We start from the raw sequence: 22566 nt of genomic DNA, 5'->3' as shown, positions 1-22566 counted from the left end.
TTGCCGTCTCGTCGCGGGCCCGGGAGCGGTTCCCGCCCCGGAGCGCGCCGCGCCCGGGGACGGGCCGGCGCGGAAGGAGGGCGGCGTGGAGGCGAAGATCCTGGACCTGCGTGTCCTGCACGAGGGCTGGAGCCGCTTCGGGATCGCGAAGGTGCGGCTCGCCGACGGGTCGCAGGCCGTGCGGGAGATCGAGGACCACGGCGATTCGGTCGGCGTGCTGCCCTACGATCCCGAGCGGCGGGTGGCGGTGCTGGTGCGGGAGCTGCGCGTGCCGGCCCTCTACGCCGAGGGCGCCCAGACGCTGCTGGAGGCGCCGGCCGGCCTCATCGAGGACGGGACGCCGGCGGACAATGCCCGGCGCGAGGCGCTGGAGGAGGTCGGCCTGCGCCTGCGCGACCTCGAGCCCGTCGGCACCACCTATTCCTGCGCGGGCATCTCGACGGAGCGGATCCACCTGTTCCTCGCGCCCTACCGGCAGGCCGACCGCGTCGGCGCGGGCGGCGGGGCGCCCGGCGAGCACGAGTCCATCCGGGTCGTGGAGATGCCCCTCGACGCGCTCGCCGCCTTGGCCGACCGGGCTGAACTGACCGACCTCAAGACCCTGGCGCTGACGCTCGCCCTGCGCGCGCGGCATCCCGGCCTGTTCGGCCGCTGACGGCGCCGCGGGACGCTGCCGGGTCCGCGCGGAATGAGAAGCGAACCGTGCGGCGCCGGCCGGGCGGCTCCGCTCCGGCCGCCGTCGCGCCGCCGTCCCGCCTTCCTGTCCCAAAGTGAGGTCGCGGAGTCTCAGGACATGGCCAACAAGAACGACGTTGCGGGCGCGTCATAGACTCTGTTCCAAGATCAGGGCATGCAGCCGGCCTCGACGAAACGAGTCCGAGGCCATGAATAAAAAGAGATTATCATCCGCTCTTCTCGCGATTGCCGTGGCGGGTCCGGCCTGCGCGGCGGATCTGCCGCGCCGCGTGCAGCCGCCGAGCTTCACGCCGGTTCCGGTCTTCACGTGGACGGGCTTCTCCGTGGGCGGCAATGTCGGCTACGCCTTCACCACCCGCGAGAGCCGCAACCGGAACGCGGCTTTCCTGATCGACGACCGGGCCATCGGCACGGTCGGGGAACCTTCGGCTTCAGCAACCGGGGCCAGAACGGCTTCACGGGCGGCCTTCAGGTCGGCGCCAACTACCAGATGACGCCCGGCAGCGGCGTCGTCGTCGGCGTCGAGGCCGACGCGCAGTACCTCGACGCGGGACGCCGCCGCTCCGGCGTCCTCGCGGGCCCCAACACCGTGCTGAACCCGAACGCGATCTTCTTCGATCCGCGCGCCACGGCGGGGCTCGAGTATTTCGGCACCGCGCGGGGGCGGCTCGGCTACGCCTTCGACCGCACGCTCGTCTACGCGACCGGCGGCTTCGCGTATGGCGGCGGCAGCGCGCGGCGCTTCTTCGGCGCCACCGACAACGCGCAGATGCGTACCGGCTGGACCGTCGGCGGCGTCGAGTACGCCCTCGGGAGGGATTCCTTCCTGAACGTCTTCGGCGCCTCGGCGGTGACGCTCAAGCTCGAAGGTCTCTACGTGAACCTCGCGCGCAACGGCGGCGCCAGCCTGCTCGCCGTCAACACGGGGACCGGCGACGTCTTCCTCCGCACGCCCGGCCGTCGCGCGCTCGGCGACGATTTCATGGTGCTGCGCAGCGGCCTGAACTACACCTTCTCGACCAACTGATCCGGGATCCGCTCGATCGAAGCGTGTCCCGGATCACCAGCCTGCGCGGCGCCTGAGCGCGGCGCCTGAGCGAAGCCGCCATCCGCATTCCCGAAATGGGAGATGGCGAAGCCATCAACCGGATGGCATATGCCAAGCCCGCGCGGCGCCTGAGCGAAGCCGACATCCGCATGGCCGAAATCGGAGATGGCGAAGCCATCAACCGGATGTCGGATGAGCGGGCGCTCGAGCGAATCTCGGCGGACGCGTCCCCAGTCCCGATCACCTGGCCGCTCTTCCGAGAGGCGCCCCGGGCTTGCCCGGGGCGCCGCACGCGCGGGCCGCTTCGGCCGGACCGATCCCGAGCCTCCCCGGCATCGTCCCTACAGGTTGTCGAACCAGCGGCGCAGGACCGGCATCCCGGCATCGTCGGGGCCGAGCTGGTAGGCCATCGCCTCGCTCGGCAGGAACCCGAACCGGCGCCGGAAGGCGCGCCGGAACGTCTTCTCGTCGGCGAAGCCGACCGCGTAGGCGAGTTGCGAGATCCGCATCGGCTGCGCCGCGTCGGACCGGACCAGGAGGCGCATCGCGCGCATCAGGCGGCGGTCCCGGATATAGGCCAGCACGCCGCCCGTCTCACCGAAGAGGCGGTACAGGGTGGAGCGCGACAGGCCCAGCTGCGCCGCGATCATGGCCGGGCCCAGGTCGAAATCGTGAAGCTGACGCTCGATGAAGCGCCGGACCCGGATGCGCGCGTCGAGGTTCTGCGGGGGGCCGTTCCCCGCGCGCCCGCGCAGGAAGGTGTCGCAGAGCTGCACCAGGGCGCGCGCGCCGGCGGCGGCCTCGCGCGGATGGAGCAGGTCGCCGCAGGCGACGAGGTTGGCGAGGAACTCGTGGAACAGCCGTCCGAACGGGTCGCCGTCGTAGTCGAAGGCGCGGCCGTGGAGGCCGCCCACTTGGCATCCCTGGTCCTCCAGGCGGGCGCGGGGCACGACGAGGTTCGTCGCATCGACCGGCTCGGCGACGATGCGGACGGGCTGGGCGAGATCGAAGACCACGCATTGCCCCTCCGTGACCCGCTCGCTCCCGTCGCGCCGCTCGACGGTGCTCTGCCCGCGCCGGTAGAATTGGATCAGGATGTGGTCGATCCCCTGCCGCTCGATCATCCGCGATCCGCGCTCCAGGACGTGGGCGGGCGCGATCACGTCCCCGACGATCAGGTCCCCGAGGTGGTAGGTCTGCATCGCGATCGGCGCCGACAGGTCGGCCTCGGGCCGCAGGCCGACCTCGAAGGCGGGTGCGATGTGCTCGCACCACGCGCGCGCCAGGTCGCGCGGATCGGCGGGCGGCTCGAACTTGTGGCTGAGCACCCGCGCGCCGTCGCTCCCGCCGCTCTGGATGGTCCGATCCGCCATGGGCCTGCTGCGTCGCCGCACGATGATCCGCGCGCGGATAACCCAAGGTCAGCGGGCTGGCAGCACGCGCGGCGCGATCACGCCGCGCCGCGCGGCGGAATCGGGCGGCCTGTTGCCGGCGCACAACACTGCGCTGGCGGCGAGGCGGCCGGACGGGCCGCGCCGTCTCCCCGCCTGCGCCGGATCCCGCCTCAGACCGGCACCTCGGCCCCGACCTCCATCACCTGCTTGGTCGGGACGCAGAAGTAGCTCGCCGTCTCCTCGGCGTTGCGCTGCATGAGCGCGAAGATCTCCTCGCGCCAGCCCGACAGGCCGGGATGCTGCGGCGACGGCACCACCGTCTCGTGGCTGATGAGGTAGGTCAGCCGGTCGGGGTCGATGCCGGGCAGGTGGCCGGCCTCCACCGCGGCGCGCAGCACCGCCGGCACGTTCGTCCCGTCCATGAAGCCGAAGCGCAGCACGAGGCGCGTCACGTCCGGGGTGATCGGCACCACGGTGAAGCGCTCGGCCATCGGGACCCGCGGCACGTCGAGGCCCTTGACGGTCACCAGCAGCACCCGCTCGTGCAGGACGCGCAGATGATGCACGAAATTCATCAGCGGCAGCGGCATGCCCTCGTCGCCCGAGGTCAGGAAGGCCGCCGTGCCGGGAATGCGCGGCAGGTGCTTGGCCTCGACCCGGGCCAGGAACTCCTTCTCGGGCAGCCGGACCTGGACCCGCGCCTCCTCCATCAGCAGCATGCCCCGGCGCCAGGTCAGCATCAGGAAGGCGACGCCGGCCGCCAGCAGCAGCGGGAACCAGCCGCCCTCCAGGAATTTCAGGCTGTTCGCGCCGAAGAAGGTGAGGTCGACGAGCAGGAACGTCCCGTTGGCGGCCAGCACCAGGAGCGGGTTGAAGCCCCAGTGCAGGGCGATCAGGGTCGCCAGGACCGTGGTGATCACCATCAGCAGCGACACCGCGATGCCGTAGGCGCCCGCCAGCGCGTCCGAGGAGCCGAAGGCGAGCACCGCCCCCAGCGTCGCGGCGGCGAGCAGCCAGTTCACGAGCGGGATGTAGATCTGGCCCGCCTCCCGGCTGGAGGTGTGGACGATCCGCATGCGCGGGAAGAAGCCGAGCTGGATCGCCTGCTGGGTGAGCGAGAAGGCGCCCGAGATGATCGCCTGCGAGGCGATCACCGTGGCGAGCGTCGCGAAGGCCACCATCGGGTAATGCGCGAAGGACGGCACGAGCTGGAAGAACGGGTTCTCGAGGGCGGAGGGGTCCTGCAGCAGCAGCGCGCCCTGGCCCAGATAGTTCAGCACCAGGGCCGGCAGCACGATCGAGAACCACGCCAGGCGAATCGGGCCGCAGCCGAAATGGCCCATATCGGCGTACATCGCCTCGCCGCCGGTCACCGCCAGGAAGGCCGCGCCGAGCATCGCGAAGCTGACCGGCAGGCCCGCCGTCAGCAGGGTCTCGACGGCGTGGGCGGGGTTGAGCGCCGCGAGGATGCGCGGGTCGCCGACGATGCCGGCGGCCCCCGCGAGGGCGATGGCGCAGAACCACAGCAGCATGACCGGCCCGAAGATGCGGCCGATGAAGCCCGTGCCCCGGCGCTGCACCGCGAACAGGCCGATCAGGATCACCAGCGTCACCGGCACCACGAAGGGCTTCACCCCGGGCGCGTCGACCTTGAGGCCCTCGATCGCCGAGAGGACCGAGATGGCCGGCGTGATCGCGCCGTCCCCGTAGAGCAGGGCGGCCCCGACCAGGCCGAGCACGAGCAGCATGGCGCGCCAGGAGCGGGGCGGCGCGTGGCGGGCGCCGAGCAGGGCCAGCATGGCGACGATGCCGCCCTCGCCCTTGTTGGAGGCCCGCATGATCAGGATCGCGTACTTGATCGAGACGATGAGGACGAGGGCCCACAGGATCAGCGACACCGAGCCGACCACGGCCTCGGCCCGGGGCGGGCCGCCGGAGGAGGCGGCCCGGATCGTTTCCTTCAGGGCGTAGAGCGGGCTCGTGCCGATGTCGCCGTAGACGATGCCGAGGGCGCCGAGCGCCAGGGCGGCCGGGACGCGCGGGATGGGAGCATGGACCTGGTCCGCCTCTGCAGTCGCTTCCACCTTGGCCTCCCTCGCTGCGGCCCGCGCCCATCGGGTGGGCTGCCCTCGGCTCCTGCCGGGCGCTCGGCCCGGGCCAGCACGACACCCGCCTCCGGTCCCTCACAGCCCCTAGAACGGCGCGGCCGGCATTCGGGATCCCGGATGAGGTCGCCTCGGCCAGCCGGCCGGTCCGGCCGCGTCCCGCGCGGGTGTCACAAATCTGCAGCTTCCTCTGGGTAAGAATTAGAACGTTCCAGGAGAAATCGGGCCCGCCCGCCGCGGCGCGGCGCCGAATCTGGTCCGTGAGCCGGCGCGTCACGAGGGGGCGGGCCGCGGCGCGACGCGTGCTGTGGGGGCATGTCGGTGAAAATTAGAACGTTCTATAAAGGGCTGATCGCGTGTCTGGCCGCGGCCGCCCTCCCGCACGCCGCCCTGGCACAGGGGGCAACCGACCTCGGCACGGTCTCGGTCGAGGCGGCGGCGGCGCGCGGCGAGGGGGCGGGCGACCGCGGGGCGCCGCTCCTGGCCGAGCAGAACGGTACTGCGGCGGCCACCACCCTGCGCCGGGAGGACATCGCGCGGCAGCCGGGCACCGCGAATCTGGCGCAGCGGATCGGCGGAATCGCCGGCGTGAACTCCTATTCGCGCGATCCCTCGGGTCTGTTCGGCGGGGGATACTCGATCCGCGGCTTCGACAGCACGCAGATCGGCCTCTCCCTCAACGGCGTGCCGCTCAACGATCCGGGCACTTTCTCGGTCCTGCCCCAGATCTACACGGACAGCGAGAATCTCTGCGCCGTCGACGTCACGCAGGGGACGAGCGCCGGCACGGTCGCGCAGCACGGCGCCATCGGCGGCCAGGTCAGCATGGAGCAGTGCCGACCGGCCGACGCGCCGGCGGTCACCTTCTCGCAATCGTTCGGCTCCTACTTCCTCAACAAGACGTTCCTGCGCGCCAATACCGGCCCCCTCTTCGACGAGGTGCTGAAGGGCTACGTGTCCTACTCGCACGCGCGGTCGGACTACTTCGCAGGCCCCGGAGAGGCGGAGCGGCATCACGTCGACAGCCGGTTCGACGTCAAGCTCGACAATGGCGGCAGCATCAGCTTCACGTCGTTCTACAACGAGTTCGCCAATACCTTCGTCCGGACCGTGACGAAGGATCAGTACCAAGCCTTCGGCTATCGCAATGGCTGGCTGCGGACGCCGCCGACGATCCTCACCGGTCCGGGCGCGGTCTTCTCGGCGATCGGTCTGGCGGTCACCCCCACGCCGGCCAATACCGGCTATTCCGGCTATTCCTGGGAGCCCGGCCGCCACGCCTACGCGTCGATCGACGGGCGCTTCCCGCTCTCGGACGGCGTCGAGCTGCGCCTGACGCCCTACTTCCTGCACCAGGAATCCGGGAGCACGAGCGAGATCGTGCTCAAGGAGGCCGGCTACGCCGGCAAGCTCCTGTCGAGCCCGATCGGCGCCTTCTCGGCCTACGGCACCCGGGGCACCAACGCCCTGCTCGGCCAGATGAGCCAGAGCGACTTCGACCGGGTCGGCAACGTCGTCAGCCTCACCGGGCGGCTCGACAACCACACCGTCACGGGCAGCCTCTGGACCGAGTACACCTATCAGCATCAAATGAATCCGTTCCAGCAGATCGATCAGACGAATAACACTTTGCCTGATATCTGGTTCAAGTCGAACCTTCTGCGCGGCTTCGACGGAAATATCGTCACGAACCGCAACTGGAAGACGGATTATTACAATACGACGGTGGCGATTTCCGACAGCATATCGCTGCTCGATGACGCCATGCACGTCGATCTCTCGCTGCGGCAGAAGTTCTACTCGCGCAGCTTCCATAATCTTCCGTCCGGCACGAGTACCAGAACGGATTCGTACCTGGATTACACGGTGAACAGAAGCTACGCCTTCCTGCTGCCGGCGGTGGGGATGCGCTACGATCTCGACGCGGCGAACCAGGTCTTCGCGAACGCGTCGATGAATGCCAGGGTCCCGCCCAATTTCGCGGATGGCCGCTTGGTCAACGGCGCCACCAACCTGATCCAGGTGCCGACCATCAAGGCGGAGCGCGCCCTGAGCTTCGATCTGGGCTACCGCCTGAAGGGCGACTTCCTGGACGTCAACGCGACCGGCTTCCTGATCAAGTACAGCGACCGGATCGCCCAGACCGCCAACGGCGACGGCTCCCTCTCGAGCAAGTACACCAACATCGGCAGCACCACCGCGGTCGGCGCCGAGGTCGAGGTGGCGACCAAGCCGTACGAGGGCTGGAGCGTGCTGCTCTCCCAGGCCATCAACCACGACACGATCGACGGCAACATCGTTCCCGACCCGAAATCGCCGGCGCTGCGCACCAAGGGCAAGTTCTACTTCAACTCCCCCTTGTCCCTGACGGCGTCGACCGTGATGTACGAGAACGGGCCCTTCTTCGCCTTCGCCCGCGCCAAGTACACCAGCGAGGTCTACGCCACGCTCACCAACGACATCTCCCTGCCGGGCTACGCCACGGTCGATCTCGGTCTCGGCTACAAGCTGAAGGGCACATCCCTGGTCGAGGCGATCCCGGGCGCGCAGGACGGGCTATTCAAGCTGAACGTCACGAATCTCTTCAACAAGAAGTACATCTACATCAACCCTGGCAACACGACCGGCTTCGCGCTCAGCGCGGCGAACGCGCCGAGCTTCTATCTCGGCTCGCCCTTCGCGGTCACCGCCAGCCTGACCTTGGATTTCTGAGCCATGACGAGGCGCGAAAGGCGGTGCGACGGCGGGAGCCGGATCATCTCGCGCCGCCGCATCCTGCAACTCTCCGGCGCCGCCGCGTGGGGCAGCGGGCCGGGACGGCCGGTGAGCGCCGCCCTGGCGAGTTCCGATCCGGCGGCGGCGTCCCGGCCCTTCCCCTGGATCGGGGTCAAGTTCACGTCGCGGGGCAAGCTGCTGCCCTGTCCCGGCAACACCATCGTGTGCCCCATCGACATCGACGGTCCGGCCGCCGCCCTGATGGCGTATCGCGCGACCATCGCGGCGGAACCCTACGCGGACAAGTTCGTCTTCACGCCCCCGTCGAGCTATCACATGACGGTCTTCGAGGGCGTGGTCGATCTCGTCCGGAAGCCCGGCTTCTGGCCGGCGGACCTGCCCCTCGACGCGCCGCTCGGCCAGTGCGACCGGGTCTTCCTGGAGAAGCTGGAGACCTTCGACCTCGGCTGCGCGCCGCGCTTCCGGATGAAGGTGGCCGAGGGCGCCTCCAACCGCGACGTGCGGCCGGGCGAGGCGATCCGGCTGATCCCGGTCGATGCCGCCGAGGAGGCGAAGCTGCGGGGCCTGCGCGACCGCCTGTCCGATCTCCTGAAGCTGCGTCAGCCGGGTCACGACACCTACCGCTTCCACACCACGCAGACCTACGCGATCGCCCCCCTGACCGAGGCCGAGGCGGCCCGCTACCGGGTCGTCCGGCGCGAGGCGATCGCGGCGCTCGCCGCCGCGCTGCCGGTCCTCGAACTGGGGCCGCCGGCCTTCTGCTTCTTCGACGACATGTTCCAGTTCCGCCCGCGGCTTCGTCTCGCGCGCCGTCGGCCCTGAACGGGTTTCATACGCCATCCGGTTGATGGCTTCGCCATCTCCCATTTCGGGAATGCGGATGTCGGCTTCGCTCAGGCGCCGCGCGGGCTTGGGATCCGGGATCCGCTTCGATCAAGCGGATCCCGGATCACGAGCGCGGTCGCCGGTTCTGCCACGCAAACCTGCGGCGGATCCGGCACCTATGGCATCACCTGCGCCGAGCCGGCATCCACTTCAGCGGGACATGCGACGGGCCTTTGATTTTTCCTCATTGTCTTCGACGGACCGGCATCCACTTCGTCGGAAAATGCTCTAGGCAGAATGCCATGGGGCGATTCTGCTCGATCTCTTGTTTTCGCATCATGCGAGGCGCCGGCCTGCCGAGGCGGGTCCGCTCGGGGGCGCCGTGATCCGGCGGCCTGAGGGTGGATCGTGTCCCGGGACGAGGCGCTTCGCCCTCGGCTGCCGCTCGGCTTTCGGCCCGCGCGTCGGGAGCGCGGGCGGGATGGAGGCGGCGCAACGCCCGCCCCGGCCTGAACGCGGCGGTCGGGCGCCGTGCCTCGCCCGGCCGCGTCCGGTGCCCGAGATCACCTCCGGCTCCCCGTCGAGGCCGGCAGCCCCGCGCCCGACGAATCCTTCGGCCGAGCCTGGACAACGGCGCCGGATCGCTTCAGGTTCGATCGGTAAGACGATGTCCGGGGATCATGAACCCAGGGTGATCGAGGACCGGGTCCTCCACCCGGCGCCAATACTCGACCCCTGTACCTGGCGACCCCTGTACCTGGGAAGAAGCGCTCCCGCGTGCGAAGCCGGATCTTCGACATCAGGGCCGATCTGAATGAGCATGAACGTTTCGCAATGACCGTCATCGATCGCAGGAGAGCCGACCGGCTGGCGGGCCTCTGGAGACCGGAATTTCGATCCCATCACGTTCTCTGAGGTGAAGATGGCTCGCGTGACGATCAAGGATGTCGCACGCCGCGCCGGCGTGAGCTTTCAGACGGTGTCGCTGGTGCTGAATCACCCGGAGAAGGTGGCGCGCTCCACGCGGGAGATGGTGGGCGCGACGATGCGGGAGCTGGACTTCGTCCCCAGCCTCGCGGCCCGCTCGCTGCGCAAGAAGCCGAGCCGCAGCATCGCCTGCGTGTTCTCGGTCGGCGCCCAGCCCTACGACGACGTGACGGGCATGATGCAGGAGACCTACCAGGGCATCGTGCTGCAGACCTTCGCCCACGTCACGGACCGCCACGGCTACATGCTCGTCCATCGCCGCTGGAACGCCGGAGAGCCGGACGGCCTGAGCAGGATCACGAGCCTCGTGAGCGAGGCCCGGGTCGACGGCATGGTCGTGCTCGCCGACCGCCGCGACGACCCGCTGATCGCCTCGCTGCGGGCCAAGTCCGTCCCGTTCTTCGTGTTCGGCCTCGACGTGCCGGAGGCGAGCTTCGCGATGCGGGCGGAGCGCGACGCGGTTCGCCAGATCGTCGGCTACCTCGTCCGGACCGGCTGCAAGGCGATCTGCTTCTACAAGGGCGAGCGCGACGGCCGGCACCTGCCCGCCGTGGCCGATCGGCTCAGCGGATACCGGGAGGCCCTGGCGGCGGCGGGCCTGCGCCCGCGCGACGACCTCGTGGTCCCCTGCGATTGGAGTTCGGAGAGCGGATACCGGACGACCTTGCGCCTGCTCAGGCGTGCGCCGCGGCCCGACGCGATCGTGGCCGCCAACGACCGGGTCGCCTTCGGCGTGCTGAAGGCGCTGCACGAGCAGGGCGTCCGGGTTCCCGACGAGATCAGCGTCGTCGGCTTCGACAACCTGGTCCAGTGCGCCTACACGGTGCCGCGCCTGACCTCCATCGAGGTTCCGACGCTGGAGATGGTGGAGTTCGCGGTCACGACCCTGATCGAGATGATCGAGGGCGTGCGGGCGCCGCACGATCCGGCGCAGAAGCTGTACCCGGGGCGCCTCGTGGTGCGCGACTCCACGCGGCCCTTCGCGGAGGCGCGGCGATGACGCGGCGGGACCGCCGCGTCATCGCCGCAGCGCGTACTCGATCGCGATGCGGCCGCTGAAATGCCCTCCGGGCGGCGGGGGCGGGCTGGCGGCGCGCACCGCCTGCAGCGCGGCCGCGTCCAGGGCCGGATCGCCCGAGGATCGGCCGATCGCCGCGCTCGCGATGCGGCCCGACGGCCCGATCGCGAAGCTGACCATCACCACGCCGGATGCCTGCCTGTCGCGGGCCGCGGCCGGATAGGATTTGTGCCGGTTGATCTCCGCCTTCAGGATCGCGCCGTAGGCCGCGACCGCCTGGCCGGACCGGATATTCGCGCCCTGGTCGGCCCCCGCATGCGCCCGGTGCTGCGCCATGCTCGCCTGGCTGGGCTTGGAGTCGGGCTTGCGCGGCGGCCTCGTCTCCGCCCGCGGCCGTTCCGGCGGGCGCGGCTTGGGCGGCTTGGGCGGGGCAGGTCGCGGCGGCGCGGGCGGCTCCGGCGGGCGGACCGGGATCGCCGGGGCGGCCGGGCTCTCCCGGACCGGCGGCGGTTCGGCCTCCGCCGGCGGGGGCGGGAGCGGCGGCTCCGGCGGCGCGGGTTCGGGCTCCGGCGGCATCTCGGCCGCGCTGCGCGTCTCCTCGGCCTCGTCGGTCGTGGCGTCGCCCTGCGCCACCACGCTGATCTCGAGGGTCTCGACGGCGGAGGGCGGCGCCGGGGACGGCCGCGGCACCCACAGGAGCAGCCCATGGGCCGCGAGCGCGACGGCGAAGGCCGCTGCGCGCGCCAGCGCGCGGGGATGGTCCCCCTTCGACCGCGGCGGCGCGAGGTCCCGCGCCTCGGCGAGTCCCGCCGCGGTCATGGCTCGGATCCCGTCGCCCGCCGGGGCGCGGGGTGTCCCGCCTCGCCGGCGCTCCTGCGGTTGGCGACCACGGCGAGGTGCGTGATCCCGCTCGATGCGAGCAGGTCCATGACCTTGACCACGTCGCCGTAGGAGGCGTCCTTGTCGCCCCTCAGGTGAACGACCCGCGACAGGTCGTTCTCGATCGCCGCCGTCACCGCCGGGACGAGCCGGTCGAGCGCGATCTCGTCGGTGCCGATGAAGACCCTGCCGTCCTTGGCAACGGCGACGACCGCCGGCTCCTTCGGGTCGATGGGCTTGGCGGCCCGGGATTGCGGCAGGTTCACCTTCATCCCGGTCGTCAGCAGCGGTGCCGTCACCATGAAGACGATCAGGAGGACCAGCATCACGTCGATGAGCGGCGTGACGTTGATGTCGGCGGAGGACCCGTACGGGCCGCTCCCGCGGCTGGAGAAGGCCATCAGCGGGCTCCCCGGTCGACCGCGCGGGCCTTGACGACGAGGTCGACGGCGAGCGCCTCGATGAGATGGCCCATATGCTGCGACAGCCGGCCGAGCACGGCGCCCAGGCGGCCGTGGGCCACGGCGGCCGGGATGGCGGCGATCAGGCCGATCGCGGTGGTCGCCAGGGCCTCGGCGATGCCGGGCGCCACCACGGCGAGGCTGGTGTCCTTGGCGTCGGCGATGCTGATGAAGCTGTTCATGATGCCCCAGACCGTGCCGAGCAGCCCCACGAACGGGGCCACGGACGCGATCACGGCGAGGTGCGAGTAGCCGCCCTCCGTGGCGGTCATCGCGCGGGCGGCCGCCCGCTCCATCGCGGCGGCGGTCCGCCGCTGCACCTCGCCGGGGCTCTCCTCGGGGAGCACGAGGGCCGCCGCCTGCCTCCCCGCCTCGACCACCGGCCGCAGGAGGTCCGGAACCTCGCCGCGCTCCAGACCCCTCAGCGATCGCCGAAGCTTGGCGGTGGTGTAGAGGCTCTCGAGGATCAGGACCCAGCACCACGCCGAGGAGGCGACGAGGGTCAGGATCACGGCCCGGCCGGCCAATCCTGCCTGGAAGAACATGGCCGACGGTGAGAACGTTGCGGCGTCCATCGTGCAATCCCGGGATGGGCGGGGTCCCGGCACGCCGACGATCGGCGCCGCAGAGCCCGCCGAGCGCAATTGGAACGTTCTACTACTTCCGTCCGTGTCGGCTTCGTGACAGGCCCGGGGTGAACCTTGCGTCAGCGGGGCGTCGTGCTGGGAAAACACCGGGTCGGGAGCGATGCGGCCCCCTCGGCGGTCCCCTCGGCGGCCCCCTCGGACCTGGATGGCCGGGCGGCCGGCGCGGAGGGCTCCGCGCCGGCCCGGGCGTCCTCACCGGAGGGCCGCCGTCTCCTGCACCTCGACCGGCCCGGCCGAGACGCTGACCGCGTCGCCCTCGCGGCGGATCTCGATCACCCGCGCCGCGGCGCCGCTCTGGCGGGGCGTCGAGACCGTGAGGCTCTGGCCCTCGGCGAGCACGCCTTCGAGCCGCACGGCCGGGGCCGCCGCCCGCGGGGCGAGCGTCACCACGACGTGGTAGCCCCGCGGCTCGGGCGTGTAGTAGGCGACCCCGGCGAGGGGACCGAGGTCGATGCTCCGGGCCTGGGCGGGTCCGAGGGACCCGGCCCGCGCCGGCGCGAGCGGTTCGGCCCGCGCGGGGCCGAGAAGGGACAGGGCGGCCGCGGCCGCGACGACGAGCGTGCGAGCGTTCATGATGGCGAGACTTTCAGGCTGGCGGCGCCCAATCCGGCACCGCGTCTGGGCCCCATATGCGCTGCGCCGCAGCATGGATCAAACAGATCGCATCGATAATGACTATTGATCACATCGATCTTTCTCGGATCGACCTCAACCTCCTGGTCGCCCTCGACGCGCTGCTGGCCGAGCGCAGCGTGACGCGGGCGGCGGCGCGGGTCGGGGTGGGGCAGTCGGCGATGAGCAGCAGCCTCGGGCGGCTGCGCGCGCTGTTCGGCGACGACTTGCTGACCCGGGCCCCGGAGGGCATGCGGCCGACGCCGCGGGCGCTCTCCCTCGCCGAGCCGGTGCGGACGCTGCTGCGGCAGGTCCAGGTCCTGGTGCGGCGGGACGAGGCCTTCGACCCGCGCACCGTCGCGCGCACCTTCACGATCAGCCTGCCGGATTCCACCGAGGTGCTGCTCGGCCCGACGCTGCTCGCCTACCTGCGCGCCGAGGCGCCGGGCATCAGCCTGCTCCTGCGCTCCGTCGACCGCGCCCACATCCTGCAGGAGATCGATGCCGACCGGGTCGACCTCGCCATCGACCTGTCGTTCCGCGGCCAGCAGCACCACAAGCAGCGCCTGCTCTATCGCGATTCCTACGTCTGCCTGTTCAACGCGGCGCTGGTCGGCCTCGCGCCGCCGATCTCGCTCGACGATTACCTGCGCTTTCCCCACGTGCTGACGAGCCTGCGCGAGACCGCGCACGGGGTGGTCGACGACGCGCTCGCCAAGCTCGGCCGCAGCCGGACCCTCGCCGTCACCTCGCCGCGCTTCCTCGCCGTGCCGTTCCTGGTGCGCAGCGCCCCGGTCCTGACCACCATGCAGGCCCGGCTCGCCCACCTCTTCGCGGAGGCGCTCGGCCTGACGGTGAGCCCGGCGCCGGTCCCCCTCGACGAGGTCGCCATGTCGATGCTCTGGCACGCCTCCTACGACGACGACCCGGCCCATCGCTGGCTGCGCAACCTGCTGCGCCGCCTCGCCACCGCGCCGGCCGAGGCCTGACGGAGCGGCCCCTCCGGGACCCGGAGGGGGGCGTCAGGCCAGCGGCCACACCAGCAGGATCAGCGGCACGCCCGCGACCAGCACCAGCAGCGAGAGCGGCGCGCCCAGGCGGGCGTAATCCCCGAACCGGTAGCCGCCCGGCCCCATCACCAGCGTGTTGCACTGGTGGCCGATCGGCGTGAGGAAGTCGCAGCCCGCCCCGATCGCCACCGCCATCAGGAACGCGTCGGGGCGGTAGCCCAGCGTCGTGGCGAAGCTCGCGGCGAGGGGCGCCATCACCAGCACCGTCGCGGCGTTGTTGAGGAAGGGCGTCACCGCCATGGCGGCGAGCATGATGAGACCGACCGCGCCCCAGCCCGGCAGCAGGATTCCGAGCTGCGACAGCCAGCCCGCGAAGAGGTCGGTGGTGCCGGTGGTGCGCAGCGTGTCGCTGACCGGGATCAGGGCCCCGAGCATCACCAGGATCGGCCACTCGATCGCCTCGTAGGCCTCGCGGGCCGGCAGGGTCCGGAACAGCACCACGCCGAGGGCCGCCGCGAAGAAGGCGACCATCACCGGCACGAGGCTGAAGGCGACCGCGATCACCGTCGCGGCCAGGATCGACAGGGTGATCCAGCCCCGGCGGGCGCTGCCGAGGGGCAGGTTGCGCGCCGCCAGGGGCCACAGGCCGAGGTCGCGCAGCCGCGCCGGCAGCCCCGCCTCGCGGCCCTGGAGAACGATCACGTCGCCCGTGCGCAGCCGGATGTCGCGCAGGCGCTCGGTGAAGCGCTTGCCCGCCCGGCTGACCGCCAGCAGGTTCACGTCGAAGCGCTCGTGCAGGGCGATGCGGCCCGCCGATTGCCCGATCAGGACCGAGGTCGGGCCGATCACCGCCTCGACGGTGCCGACCTCGTCCTCCGCCCCGTCCTCCTCGCGGGTCGGCCGGTCCTGCCCGTCGAGGAGCAGGCCGGCCTCGCCGATGAAGCGGTCGAGGGCGGTGGGGTCGCCGCGCAGGATCACCCGATCCTCGGCGCGCAGCACCGCGTCCGGCAGCGGCACGGTGCGGCGGGTCTTGTCCCGCACGAGGCCCGTGACGCTGACCTCGCCGTCGGCATTCGCGGTCAGGTCGGAGAGCGTGCGGCCCGCGAAGGGCGAGTCCTGCGGCAGGCGCGCCTCCGTGGCGTAGTCGCTGATCGCCACCGCCGCGTCGAGGCCGGGCGTGCCGCGCCGGTCGCGCGGCAGCAGCCGGTAGCCGACGCACAGGAACGCCACCCCGGCCACCATCAGGCCGATCCCCACCGGCGCGAAGTCGAACATCCGGAACGGCGTCCCCGTGAGTTCGCCGCGCAGCCGCGCCACGATGATGTTGGGCGAGGTGCCGATCTGGGTGACGAGGCCCCCGAGCAGGGCCGCGAAGGACATCGGCATCAGGAAGAGCGACGGCGAGCGGTCGCCCTTCTGCGCGAGCTGGAAGGCGATCGGCAGCATGATCGCCAGCGCGCCGATGTTCTTGATGAAGGCCGAGAGCACCGCCACGGTCGCGACGAGGAGCGCCACCTGCGCCTGGGCGCTGCGCAGGCGCGGTGCGATCGGGCGCAGGGCCGCCTCGACGGCGCCCGACCGCGCCACCGCGGCGCTCACCACGAGGGCGCTCGCCACGATGATCACGATGTCGTCCGAGAAGCCGCCGAACGCCTCCCTGGCCGGGACGAGGCCGCTCGCGATCCCGCCGAGCAGCGCGAGCCCGGCCACGATGTCGTAGCGCAGGCGCCCCCAGACGAAGAGCAGCATCGTGCCGGCGATGAGCGCGCAGGCGATGATCTGCTGATGCGTCATCGCGGCGATCCCCGGCAGGATCGCGGCGATCCCGGACAGGATCGCGCGGATCCCCGGCGGGTGAGCGGACTTGTCCCGCGGCGGCGCGGGCCTCCGGGCGAGAGCGGCATGGGCCTCCTGGCGGCCGGGACGGGGCTCGGAGAACCGCTCGCGACGGCGCGCTGTTCCTGCGGCCCGCGCCGCGAACCCTGCCGCCTGCCGGGACGTTGTCCGCGCCGCGCGGAGGGATCAGACGTCGATGGAAGCATGGTGAAGCGTCAGCCGCGCGCCGCGCGCCGCGCGGAGATCGTGGCGCCGGCCCTCCCCGACGGCGCCCTCGCGGAGGCGCTCCTGAGCCTGAGCGCGGCGGCATCGCCCCTCGTGCTGGTGGCCCGGGACGCGCGGCGCCTCGACGGGATCGCCGCGATCCTGCGGGCGCTCGCCCCCGGGCTCGGCGTGGCCGTCTATCCCGCCTGGGATTGCCTGCCGGGCGACCGCACCTCGCCCTCGCGGGGCGCCATGGGCGCGCGGGCGGGGGTGCTGCGCTGGCTCTCCGAGCCGGCTCCTCCCGCCATCGTCCTGACGACCGCGCCCGCCCTGATCCAGCGCGTGCCGCCGCCCGAGACCTGGGCGCAGGCCCGCGTCCTCCTGCGGGTGGGCGAGCAGGTGGAGGCCGAGGCGCTGGAGGCGGCCCTGACGCGCCTCGGCTACATCCCCGACGAGCGGGTCGACGAGCCGGGCGAGATCGCCCTGCGCGGCCGCACCTTCGAGGTCTTCCCGGCCGCCGCCCCCGTCCCGTGCCGCGTCGAGCACGAGGACGGGCACATCACGGCGATCCGCTCCTACGATCCGGTCACCCAGCGCTCGCTCGGCGAGGCGGCCGAGCTGCTGATCGACCCGGCGACCGAGCTCATCCTCGGTCCCGATTCCCCCGAGCCGCTGCGGCCCTTCACCGGGCAGGAGCACCGCCTTCCCGCCTTCTACCCGCGCCTCGCGACGCTCCTCGACCCGGTGCCGGGCGCCCGCCTCGTGGTCGAGGCCGGGGCGGAGGCGCGGGCCGAGGCCTTCTTCGAGCAGCTGGCGGAGGCGGGCGGCGCGCGGGCGGGCGCGGGGCTCTACCTCGCGCCGGAGGAGTGGCGGGCGCTCCTCGGGCGGCGCCGGATCGCCACGGCCCTGCCGTCCGAGGACCGGGCGGTGCCGGCCTTCGCCCGCGAGCGCCGCCCCGCCGCCGCCTTCGGGCGCTTCCTCGCCGCGCGGTGCGAGGCGGGCGACCGCGTCATCCTGGCCGGGCCCGGCCGCGCGCTGGGGCGCCTCGCCCGCGAGGCCGTGGACCAGCTCGGGCACAAGCTCCTGCGGGCGCGCGACTGGGCCGCCGCGCTCCGGGCCGAGCCCGGCCGCGTGGCGGTGCTGGAGGCGCCGATCGCCGAGGGGTTCCGGGTGCCGGACCACGCCCTCACGGTGATCGCCGCGGCCGACCTGCTCGGCAAGCGGGCCGCGCCCGCCTGGGCCGCGCCCGCCCGGGCCGCGCCCGGCCGGGAGGGCGCCCCCGCCGCGCTGCCCTTCGCCGATCCCGACCTGCATCGCGGCGACGTCGTCATCCACGAGGATCACGGGCTCTGCGTCTTCGAGGGGCTGGAGCTCCTGCGCGGGCCCGAGGGCGGGGGCGGGGAGGCGGCGCGGCTGCGCTTCGCCGACGACGCGGTGCGGCTCGCCCCCTCTCGGAGGCCGGCCGGATCTGGCGCTACGGCGCCGCCGCCGAGGCGGTGACGCTCGACCGCCTCGACGGCGGCAACCTCCCCGGCGGTACCTGGGCGACGCGCCGCGCCGGCGTGGAGGCGGCCGTCGCCGAGAGCGCGCGGCGCATGCTCGCCCTCGCCGAGGCGCGCCGGCGCGCGACGGCTCCCGCCCTCGTCCCGCCGGAGCGCCAGATGGAGCGGTTCGGCGCCGGGTTCGGCTTCCCGCCGACCCCGGACCAAGCGGCCGCGATCGACGCCGTGATGGCGGACCTCGCCGCCGGCCGCCCGATGGACCGCCTTGTCTGCGGCGATGTCGGCTTCGGCAAGACCGAGGTCGCCCTGCGCGCCGCCGCCGCGGCCCTGTTCGCCGGCAAGCAGGTGGCGGTGGCGGCACCCACGACCGTGCTGGTGCGCCAGCACGTCGAGACCTTCCGGCGCCGCTTCGCCCGCTTCGGGATCGTCCCGGCCCAGCTCTCGCGCCTCGTGCCGCCCGCCGAGGCCAAGCGGGTGAGGGCCGGCCTGGCGGATGGGAGCGTGCGCCTCGTGATCGGCACGCACGCGCTTGCCGGGCGCGGCCTCGTCTACGCCGATCTCGGCCTCGTCGTCATCGACGAGGAGCAGCGCTTCGGCGCGGCCCAGAAGGCGCGGCTGCGCCGCGCCGCGTCCGGCGCGCACGTCCTCACCCTCACGGCGACGCCGATCCCGCGCACCCTGCAATCGGCCCTGGTCGGGCTCCAGGACCTGAGCGTGATCGCGACGCCGCCGGTGGTGCGCCGGCCGATCCGCACGGTGGTCGCGCCCTTCGACCCCGAGACGGTGCGGGCCGCGCTCACCCGCGAGCACCGCCGGGGCGGCCAGAGCTTCGTGGTCTGCCCGCGCATCGCCGACCTCGCCCCGATGGAGGCGCGGCTGCGCGCCATCGTGCCGGACCTCAGCCTCGCCGTCGCCCACGGCGAGATGCCGCCGGCCGCGATGGACGAGGCGATGGTGCGGTTCGCGGAAGGGGAGGGGGACGTGCTCCTGGCCACCAACATCATCGAGAGCGGGCTCGACGTGCCGCGCGCCAACACGATGCTGGTCTGGCACCCGGAGCGCTTCGGGCTGGCGCAGCTCCACCAGCTGCGCGGGCGGGTGGGGCGCGGCCAGCGCCGGGCGGCGGCCTACCTGCTCACCGACCCGGAGGCGCCGCCCCCGCCGGCGAGCGAGGCGCGCCTGCGCGCCCTGACGGCCCTGGACCGGCTCGGCGCCGGCTTCGCGCTGAGCGCCCGCGACCTCGACCTGCGCGGGGCGGGGGACCTGTTCGGCGAGGAGCAGGCCGGGCACGTCAAGCTGATCGGGCTCGGCCTCTACCGCGACCTCCTGGAGCGGGCGATCCGCGCCGCCCGCGGCGAGCCGCCCGAGGCGGCGCCGGCCGAGATCCGCCTCGGCCTCGCGGGGGCGATCCCGGCCGCCTACCTGCCCGAGCCGGAGCTGCGCTTCGGCCTCGCGGCCCGGATCGCGCGGCTGCGCTCCCCCGAGGAGGCGGAAGCCCTGCGCGACGAGATCGAGGACCGCTTCGGCCCGCTGCCGCCGGAGACCGAGACGCTGCTGACCCTGGCCGGCCTGCGGATGGCCTGCCGCGACCTCGGCATCGCGCAGCTCGGCGCCGGCCCGCAGGGCCTCGCGGCGGATTTCCATCCGGGCCGCGCCGCGGCGGTGGCGCGGGCGATCGCCGAGGTGGAGCGCCGGGGAGACCGGCTGATCCTGCACCGGCCCTGCGCGGACCCGGTCGCCTGCGGGCGGCTGGCGCGGCGCTTCGTGCGGGCGCTGGAGGCGGCGCAGGGGTGAGCGGGCGGGGCCGGAGCCCGCGGCGGGCGATGCGGCGCTCTGGTGATCGGCCCGTCACGACACCGGCCAAAGCCGTCATCGCCTGTCCGGAATCATGGCTCGGACGCTGTCCGGACGATCATTTCCGGACAGCGGGTGACACGCCCGCGCGGCGCTTGAGCGACGCCGACATCCGCATGGCGACGCGATCCGTCGGAGTTCGGATCACTCCGCCGCCGCGAGATTCGCCTTGCCGTTGCCGATCGGGAAGGTGCAGGTGACGCGGGTGCCCTGGCCGGGCGCGGAGGCGATGTCGATGCGCCCGCCATGCAGCTCCACGAAGGAGCGCACGATCGACAGGCCGAGCCCCACCCCGCGGTGGCGCGTGCCCAGCGTGTGGCTCTCGAAGCGGTCGAAGACCCGGGCCACCACTTCGGGCGGCATGCCGCGGCCCTGGTCGATCACCGAGAAGGCGATCTCGGCGCCCGTCTTGCGGGCCTGGACCACCACCGTCTGGCCCGGCGCCGAGAAGCCGATCGCATTCGACAGCAGGTTGAACAGGATCTGGCGGATGCGCTTGCCGTCCGCCACGAAGCCCCCGATATCGGCCGGCACGTCAAGGTCGAGGGTGATCGCCGCCTCGGCGAGGCGGTCCTCGATGCCCCGCACCGCCGCCGCGATCGTCGCCTGCACGTCCACCACCTCGCGCGTCAGCTCCATCGAGCCGGCATCGATCGAGGCGAGGTCGAGGATGTCGTTGATGATGACGAGCAGGGCCGCCGAGGAGCGCATGATGTGGTCGGCGTATTCGCGCTGCCGCGTGTTGAGCGCGCCGACCGTCTCGTCCCCGAGCAGTTCCGTGAAGCCGATGATGTTGGTGAGCGGCGAGCGCAGCTCGTAGGAGACGTGGTGCACGAACTCGTCGCGCAGGCGGGCGGTGCGCTCCAGCGCCTCGTTCTTCTCGGTGAGCGCCCGCTCGACGTTGACGCTCGCCGTCACGTCGATGTGGGTGAGCAGCGTCGCGCCGTCCGGCAGCGGCTGCGCCGCGCAGTCGAGCACGGTGCCGTCCTTGAGTTCGAGCCGGCTGGCGACGGCGTGGCGGGCATCCATCAGCCCGGTCACGGCGCCGCGGATCTCGGTCCAGGGCTCCTCGGCCGCGCTGAGCGACCGGCACAGGCCGATGATCTCGTCCACGTGCGGCTGGGCCGCGAGGGTCTCCGGCCCGATCCGCCAGATCGCCATGAAGGCGCGGTTGGCGAGCTTGAGGCGCCCGTCCGAGCCGAACACCGCGACCGGCTCCTTGAGCGTGTCGAGGGTCTCGCTCTGCACGCGCATCAGGGCGTTGTAGCGGGATTCGAGGTGGACGCGCTCCGAGACGTCGTCGAACAGGTAGGTGAGGCCCCCCTGCGGGTTCGGGTCGGCGACGACGCGCAGGGTCCGCCCGTCCGGCAGGTGCCACCAATTCTCCTGCGCCTCGGCGGCCCGGTAGGCCGAGAGCACGCCGGTCTTCCAGGAGCGGAAATCCGCCTGCTCGGGCAGCTTGCGGGCGTTGCGCAGCGCGTCCAGGATCTCGCCGTCGAGGGGAGAGCCGTCGAGGAAGGCCGGGCCGAGGTCCCAGAGCTGCCGGTAGGCGGCGTTGTGGAAGATCAGGCGCTGGCGGGCGTCGAAGATCGCCACCGCGGTCGGCAGCTGGTCGAGGGTGCGGACATTCGCCTCCATCTGCCGCTGCAGGTCGGCGCGCACGCTCTCGAGCTCGGACACGTCGACGGCGATGCCGACGCTGCCGGTCTCCAGCGCCACCTCGGTGACGTCGAGGGTGCGCCGCGCGCCCGCGACCACGGCCGAGACCCGCAGGGCACCCGCCTCGCGGCTGGTCCGGCGCCGCTCCGCCTCGTCGCGGGCGGCCCGGTCGAGGAGTTCCACCCCCTCCGCGACCACGCGCTCGCGGTCGGTCGCCTCCACGGCCGCCACGTAGGCGGCGTTGGCCCAGAGCAGCCGCCCGTCGCGGCCCCGGCGCCAGACCGGCTGCGGGATGGCGTCGAGGAGGGCGGCGAGCACGGAGAGGCTGCCGCGCGCCTCCTGCAGCGTCGCGCGCAGCTCGACCAGTTCCTGGCGCTCGCCGGTGATCTCGCGAAGGCGCAGCAGCGCCCGCCCGCCCACGGCTTGGCCCTGCGCCTCGACCGTGCGCCCGCCGAGGGTGCGCGCGGTCAGGCGGAAGCGCTCGCCCCGGCTGCGCAGGGTATCGACCGCCGCGTCGAGGGCGGCGGCGTCGGCGGCCGTGAGCCAGGTGCCGAAGGCCAGCACCCGCCGCGGCGAGGCCGTGCGGGTCCCGTCCATGGCGAGGCTCGCGTCGCCCTCGATCAGGGGCTCGTCCCGCCCGCTCCAGACCACCACGATCTGCCGCTCGGAGCCGAGGAGCAGGGCCGCCCGGTCATGGGCCCCGCGCAGGTCCGCGACCTCGGCCGAGAGGTCCCGCTCCCGCCGTGCCCAGCGCGCCCGCTCGCGGATGTGCAGCAGCGACAGGATGGTGGAGAACACGATGAGGCCGACGAGCAGCGCGAGCGCCATCGCGCTGTGGGCGAGCGAGCTCGGCACGGGGACGAGGGCCGGCGCCCCCATGGCCGCCTCCGGCAGACCCGTGAGCACGGCCGAAACCGCCCAAGCGCCCGCGATCGCGCCGGCCGATGGCCGACGGCGCAGCGTCCGTCCTACCCCCATCACTCGTCCCGTTCCCGCTGGGCCGCGCCACGCCCTCCGGCGTCCCGCCGTCGCCGGCGGACGCGGCGACTCCGGGCCACACTTCAGAATCACCGGGACTGTAGCGTGCACCCGA

Annotated in this window: 13 protein-coding genes and 2 pseudogenes; 7 read left to right on the top strand and 8 right to left on the bottom strand. The window is 72.8% G+C overall.

The genetic code is table 11. From position 1 onward, the window contains the following. Positions 1 to 85: 85 nt before the first annotated feature. Positions 86 to 655 carry an NUDIX domain-containing protein gene (locus QA634_RS02610; protein WP_012330494.1) on the top strand — a complete coding sequence of 190 codons (570 nt, stop codon included), beginning with the start codon at positions 86 to 88 and terminating at the stop codon, positions 653 to 655. A 229-nt stretch (positions 656 to 884) separates the two neighbouring features. Continuing rightward, a pseudogene (locus QA634_RS02605) lies at positions 885 to 1723 on the top strand (outer membrane protein). Between the two features lie 362 nt (positions 1724 to 2085). On the opposite strand, the gene QA634_RS02600 reads toward QA634_RS02605, so the two are convergent. Continuing rightward, a complete protein-coding gene (locus tag QA634_RS02600) occupies positions 2086 to 3117 on the bottom strand; it encodes a helix-turn-helix domain-containing protein (RefSeq protein WP_012330492.1) in 1032 nt (343 codons plus the stop codon). 191 nt (positions 3118 to 3308) lie between these two features. Then, on the bottom strand, positions 3309 to 5222 hold the full coding sequence (locus tag QA634_RS02595; RefSeq protein ID WP_012330491.1) for a potassium transporter Kup: 1914 nt from the start codon (positions 5220 to 5222) through the stop codon (positions 3309 to 3311). Between the two features lie 336 nt (positions 5223 to 5558). On the opposite strand from QA634_RS02595, the gene QA634_RS02590 reads away from it, so the two are divergent. The 3 genes from QA634_RS02590 (at position 5559) to QA634_RS02580 (ending at position 10791) form a co-directional block, all read left to right on the top strand. After that, positions 5559 to 7955: a TonB-dependent receptor gene (locus QA634_RS02590; protein ID WP_012330490.1), complete on the top strand. Its 2397-nt coding sequence runs from the start codon at positions 5559 to 5561 to the stop codon at positions 7953 to 7955. Between the two features lie 3 nt (positions 7956 to 7958). Continuing rightward, positions 7959 to 8801, top strand: a complete 843-nt coding sequence (locus QA634_RS02585; RefSeq protein WP_012330489.1) for a DUF1868 domain-containing protein — start codon at positions 7959 to 7961, stop codon at positions 8799 to 8801. A 925-nt stretch (positions 8802 to 9726) separates the two neighbouring features. Continuing rightward, positions 9727 to 10791, top strand: a complete 1065-nt coding sequence (locus QA634_RS02580) for a LacI family DNA-binding transcriptional regulator (RefSeq protein ID WP_043700746.1) — start codon at positions 9727 to 9729, stop codon at positions 10789 to 10791. An 18-nt stretch (positions 10792 to 10809) separates the two neighbouring features. Here QA634_RS02580 and QA634_RS02575 read toward each other — a convergent pair whose 3' ends face one another. The 4 genes from QA634_RS02575 to QA634_RS02560 form a co-directional block, all read right to left on the bottom strand. After that, complete coding sequence (locus QA634_RS02575; RefSeq protein ID WP_012330487.1) at positions 10810 to 11628, bottom strand: TonB family protein; 819 nt, start codon at positions 11626 to 11628, stop codon at positions 10810 to 10812. After that, positions 11625 to 12089 (bottom strand): ExbD/TolR family protein, encoded by a 465-nt coding sequence (locus tag QA634_RS02570; protein WP_012330486.1) that lies wholly within the window; start codon positions 12087 to 12089, stop codon positions 11625 to 11627. Before QA634_RS02570 ends, QA634_RS02575 begins: the two co-directional genes overlap by 4 nt. Next, entirely contained in the window at positions 12089 to 12724 is a 636-nt protein-coding gene (locus QA634_RS02565) for a MotA/TolQ/ExbB proton channel family protein (protein ID WP_012330485.1), read from the bottom strand. Before QA634_RS02565 ends, QA634_RS02570 begins: the two co-directional genes overlap by 1 nt. 264 nt (positions 12725 to 12988) lie before the next feature. After that, positions 12989 to 13369, bottom strand: a complete 381-nt coding sequence (locus tag QA634_RS02560) for a hypothetical protein (RefSeq protein WP_012330484.1) — start codon at positions 13367 to 13369, stop codon at positions 12989 to 12991. A 98-nt stretch (positions 13370 to 13467) separates the two neighbouring features. On the opposite strand from QA634_RS02560, the gene QA634_RS02555 reads away from it, so the two are divergent. Beyond that, positions 13468 to 14397 (top strand): LysR family transcriptional regulator, encoded by a 930-nt coding sequence (locus QA634_RS02555; protein ID WP_012330483.1) that lies wholly within the window; start codon positions 13468 to 13470, stop codon positions 14395 to 14397. 33 nt (positions 14398 to 14430) lie between these two features. Here the strand turns inward: QA634_RS02555 and QA634_RS02550 are convergent, their stop codons facing one another. Further along, complete coding sequence (locus QA634_RS02550) at positions 14431 to 16212, bottom strand: SLC13 family permease (protein WP_012330482.1); 1782 nt, start codon at positions 16210 to 16212, stop codon at positions 14431 to 14433. A gap of 246 nt (positions 16213 to 16458) precedes the next feature. On the opposite strand from QA634_RS02550, the pseudogene QA634_RS02545 reads away from it, so the two are divergent. Then, a pseudogene (locus QA634_RS02545) lies at positions 16459 to 19754 on the top strand (DEAD/DEAH box helicase). Between the two features lie 204 nt (positions 19755 to 19958). On the opposite strand, the gene QA634_RS02540 reads toward QA634_RS02545, so the two are convergent. Next, positions 19959 to 22451 carry a sensor histidine kinase gene (locus tag QA634_RS02540; RefSeq protein WP_012330480.1) on the bottom strand — a complete coding sequence of 831 codons (2493 nt, stop codon included), beginning with the start codon at positions 22449 to 22451 and terminating at the stop codon, positions 19959 to 19961. Positions 22452 to 22566: the final 115 nt, after the last annotated feature.

It is taken from the genome of Methylobacterium sp. CB376 (assembly GCF_029714205.1).
GTDB lineage: Bacteria > Pseudomonadota > Alphaproteobacteria > Rhizobiales > Beijerinckiaceae > Methylobacterium.
The sequence above is the reverse complement of the archived record's forward strand: the minus strand, read 5'-3'. Positions and strand labels throughout refer to the sequence as shown.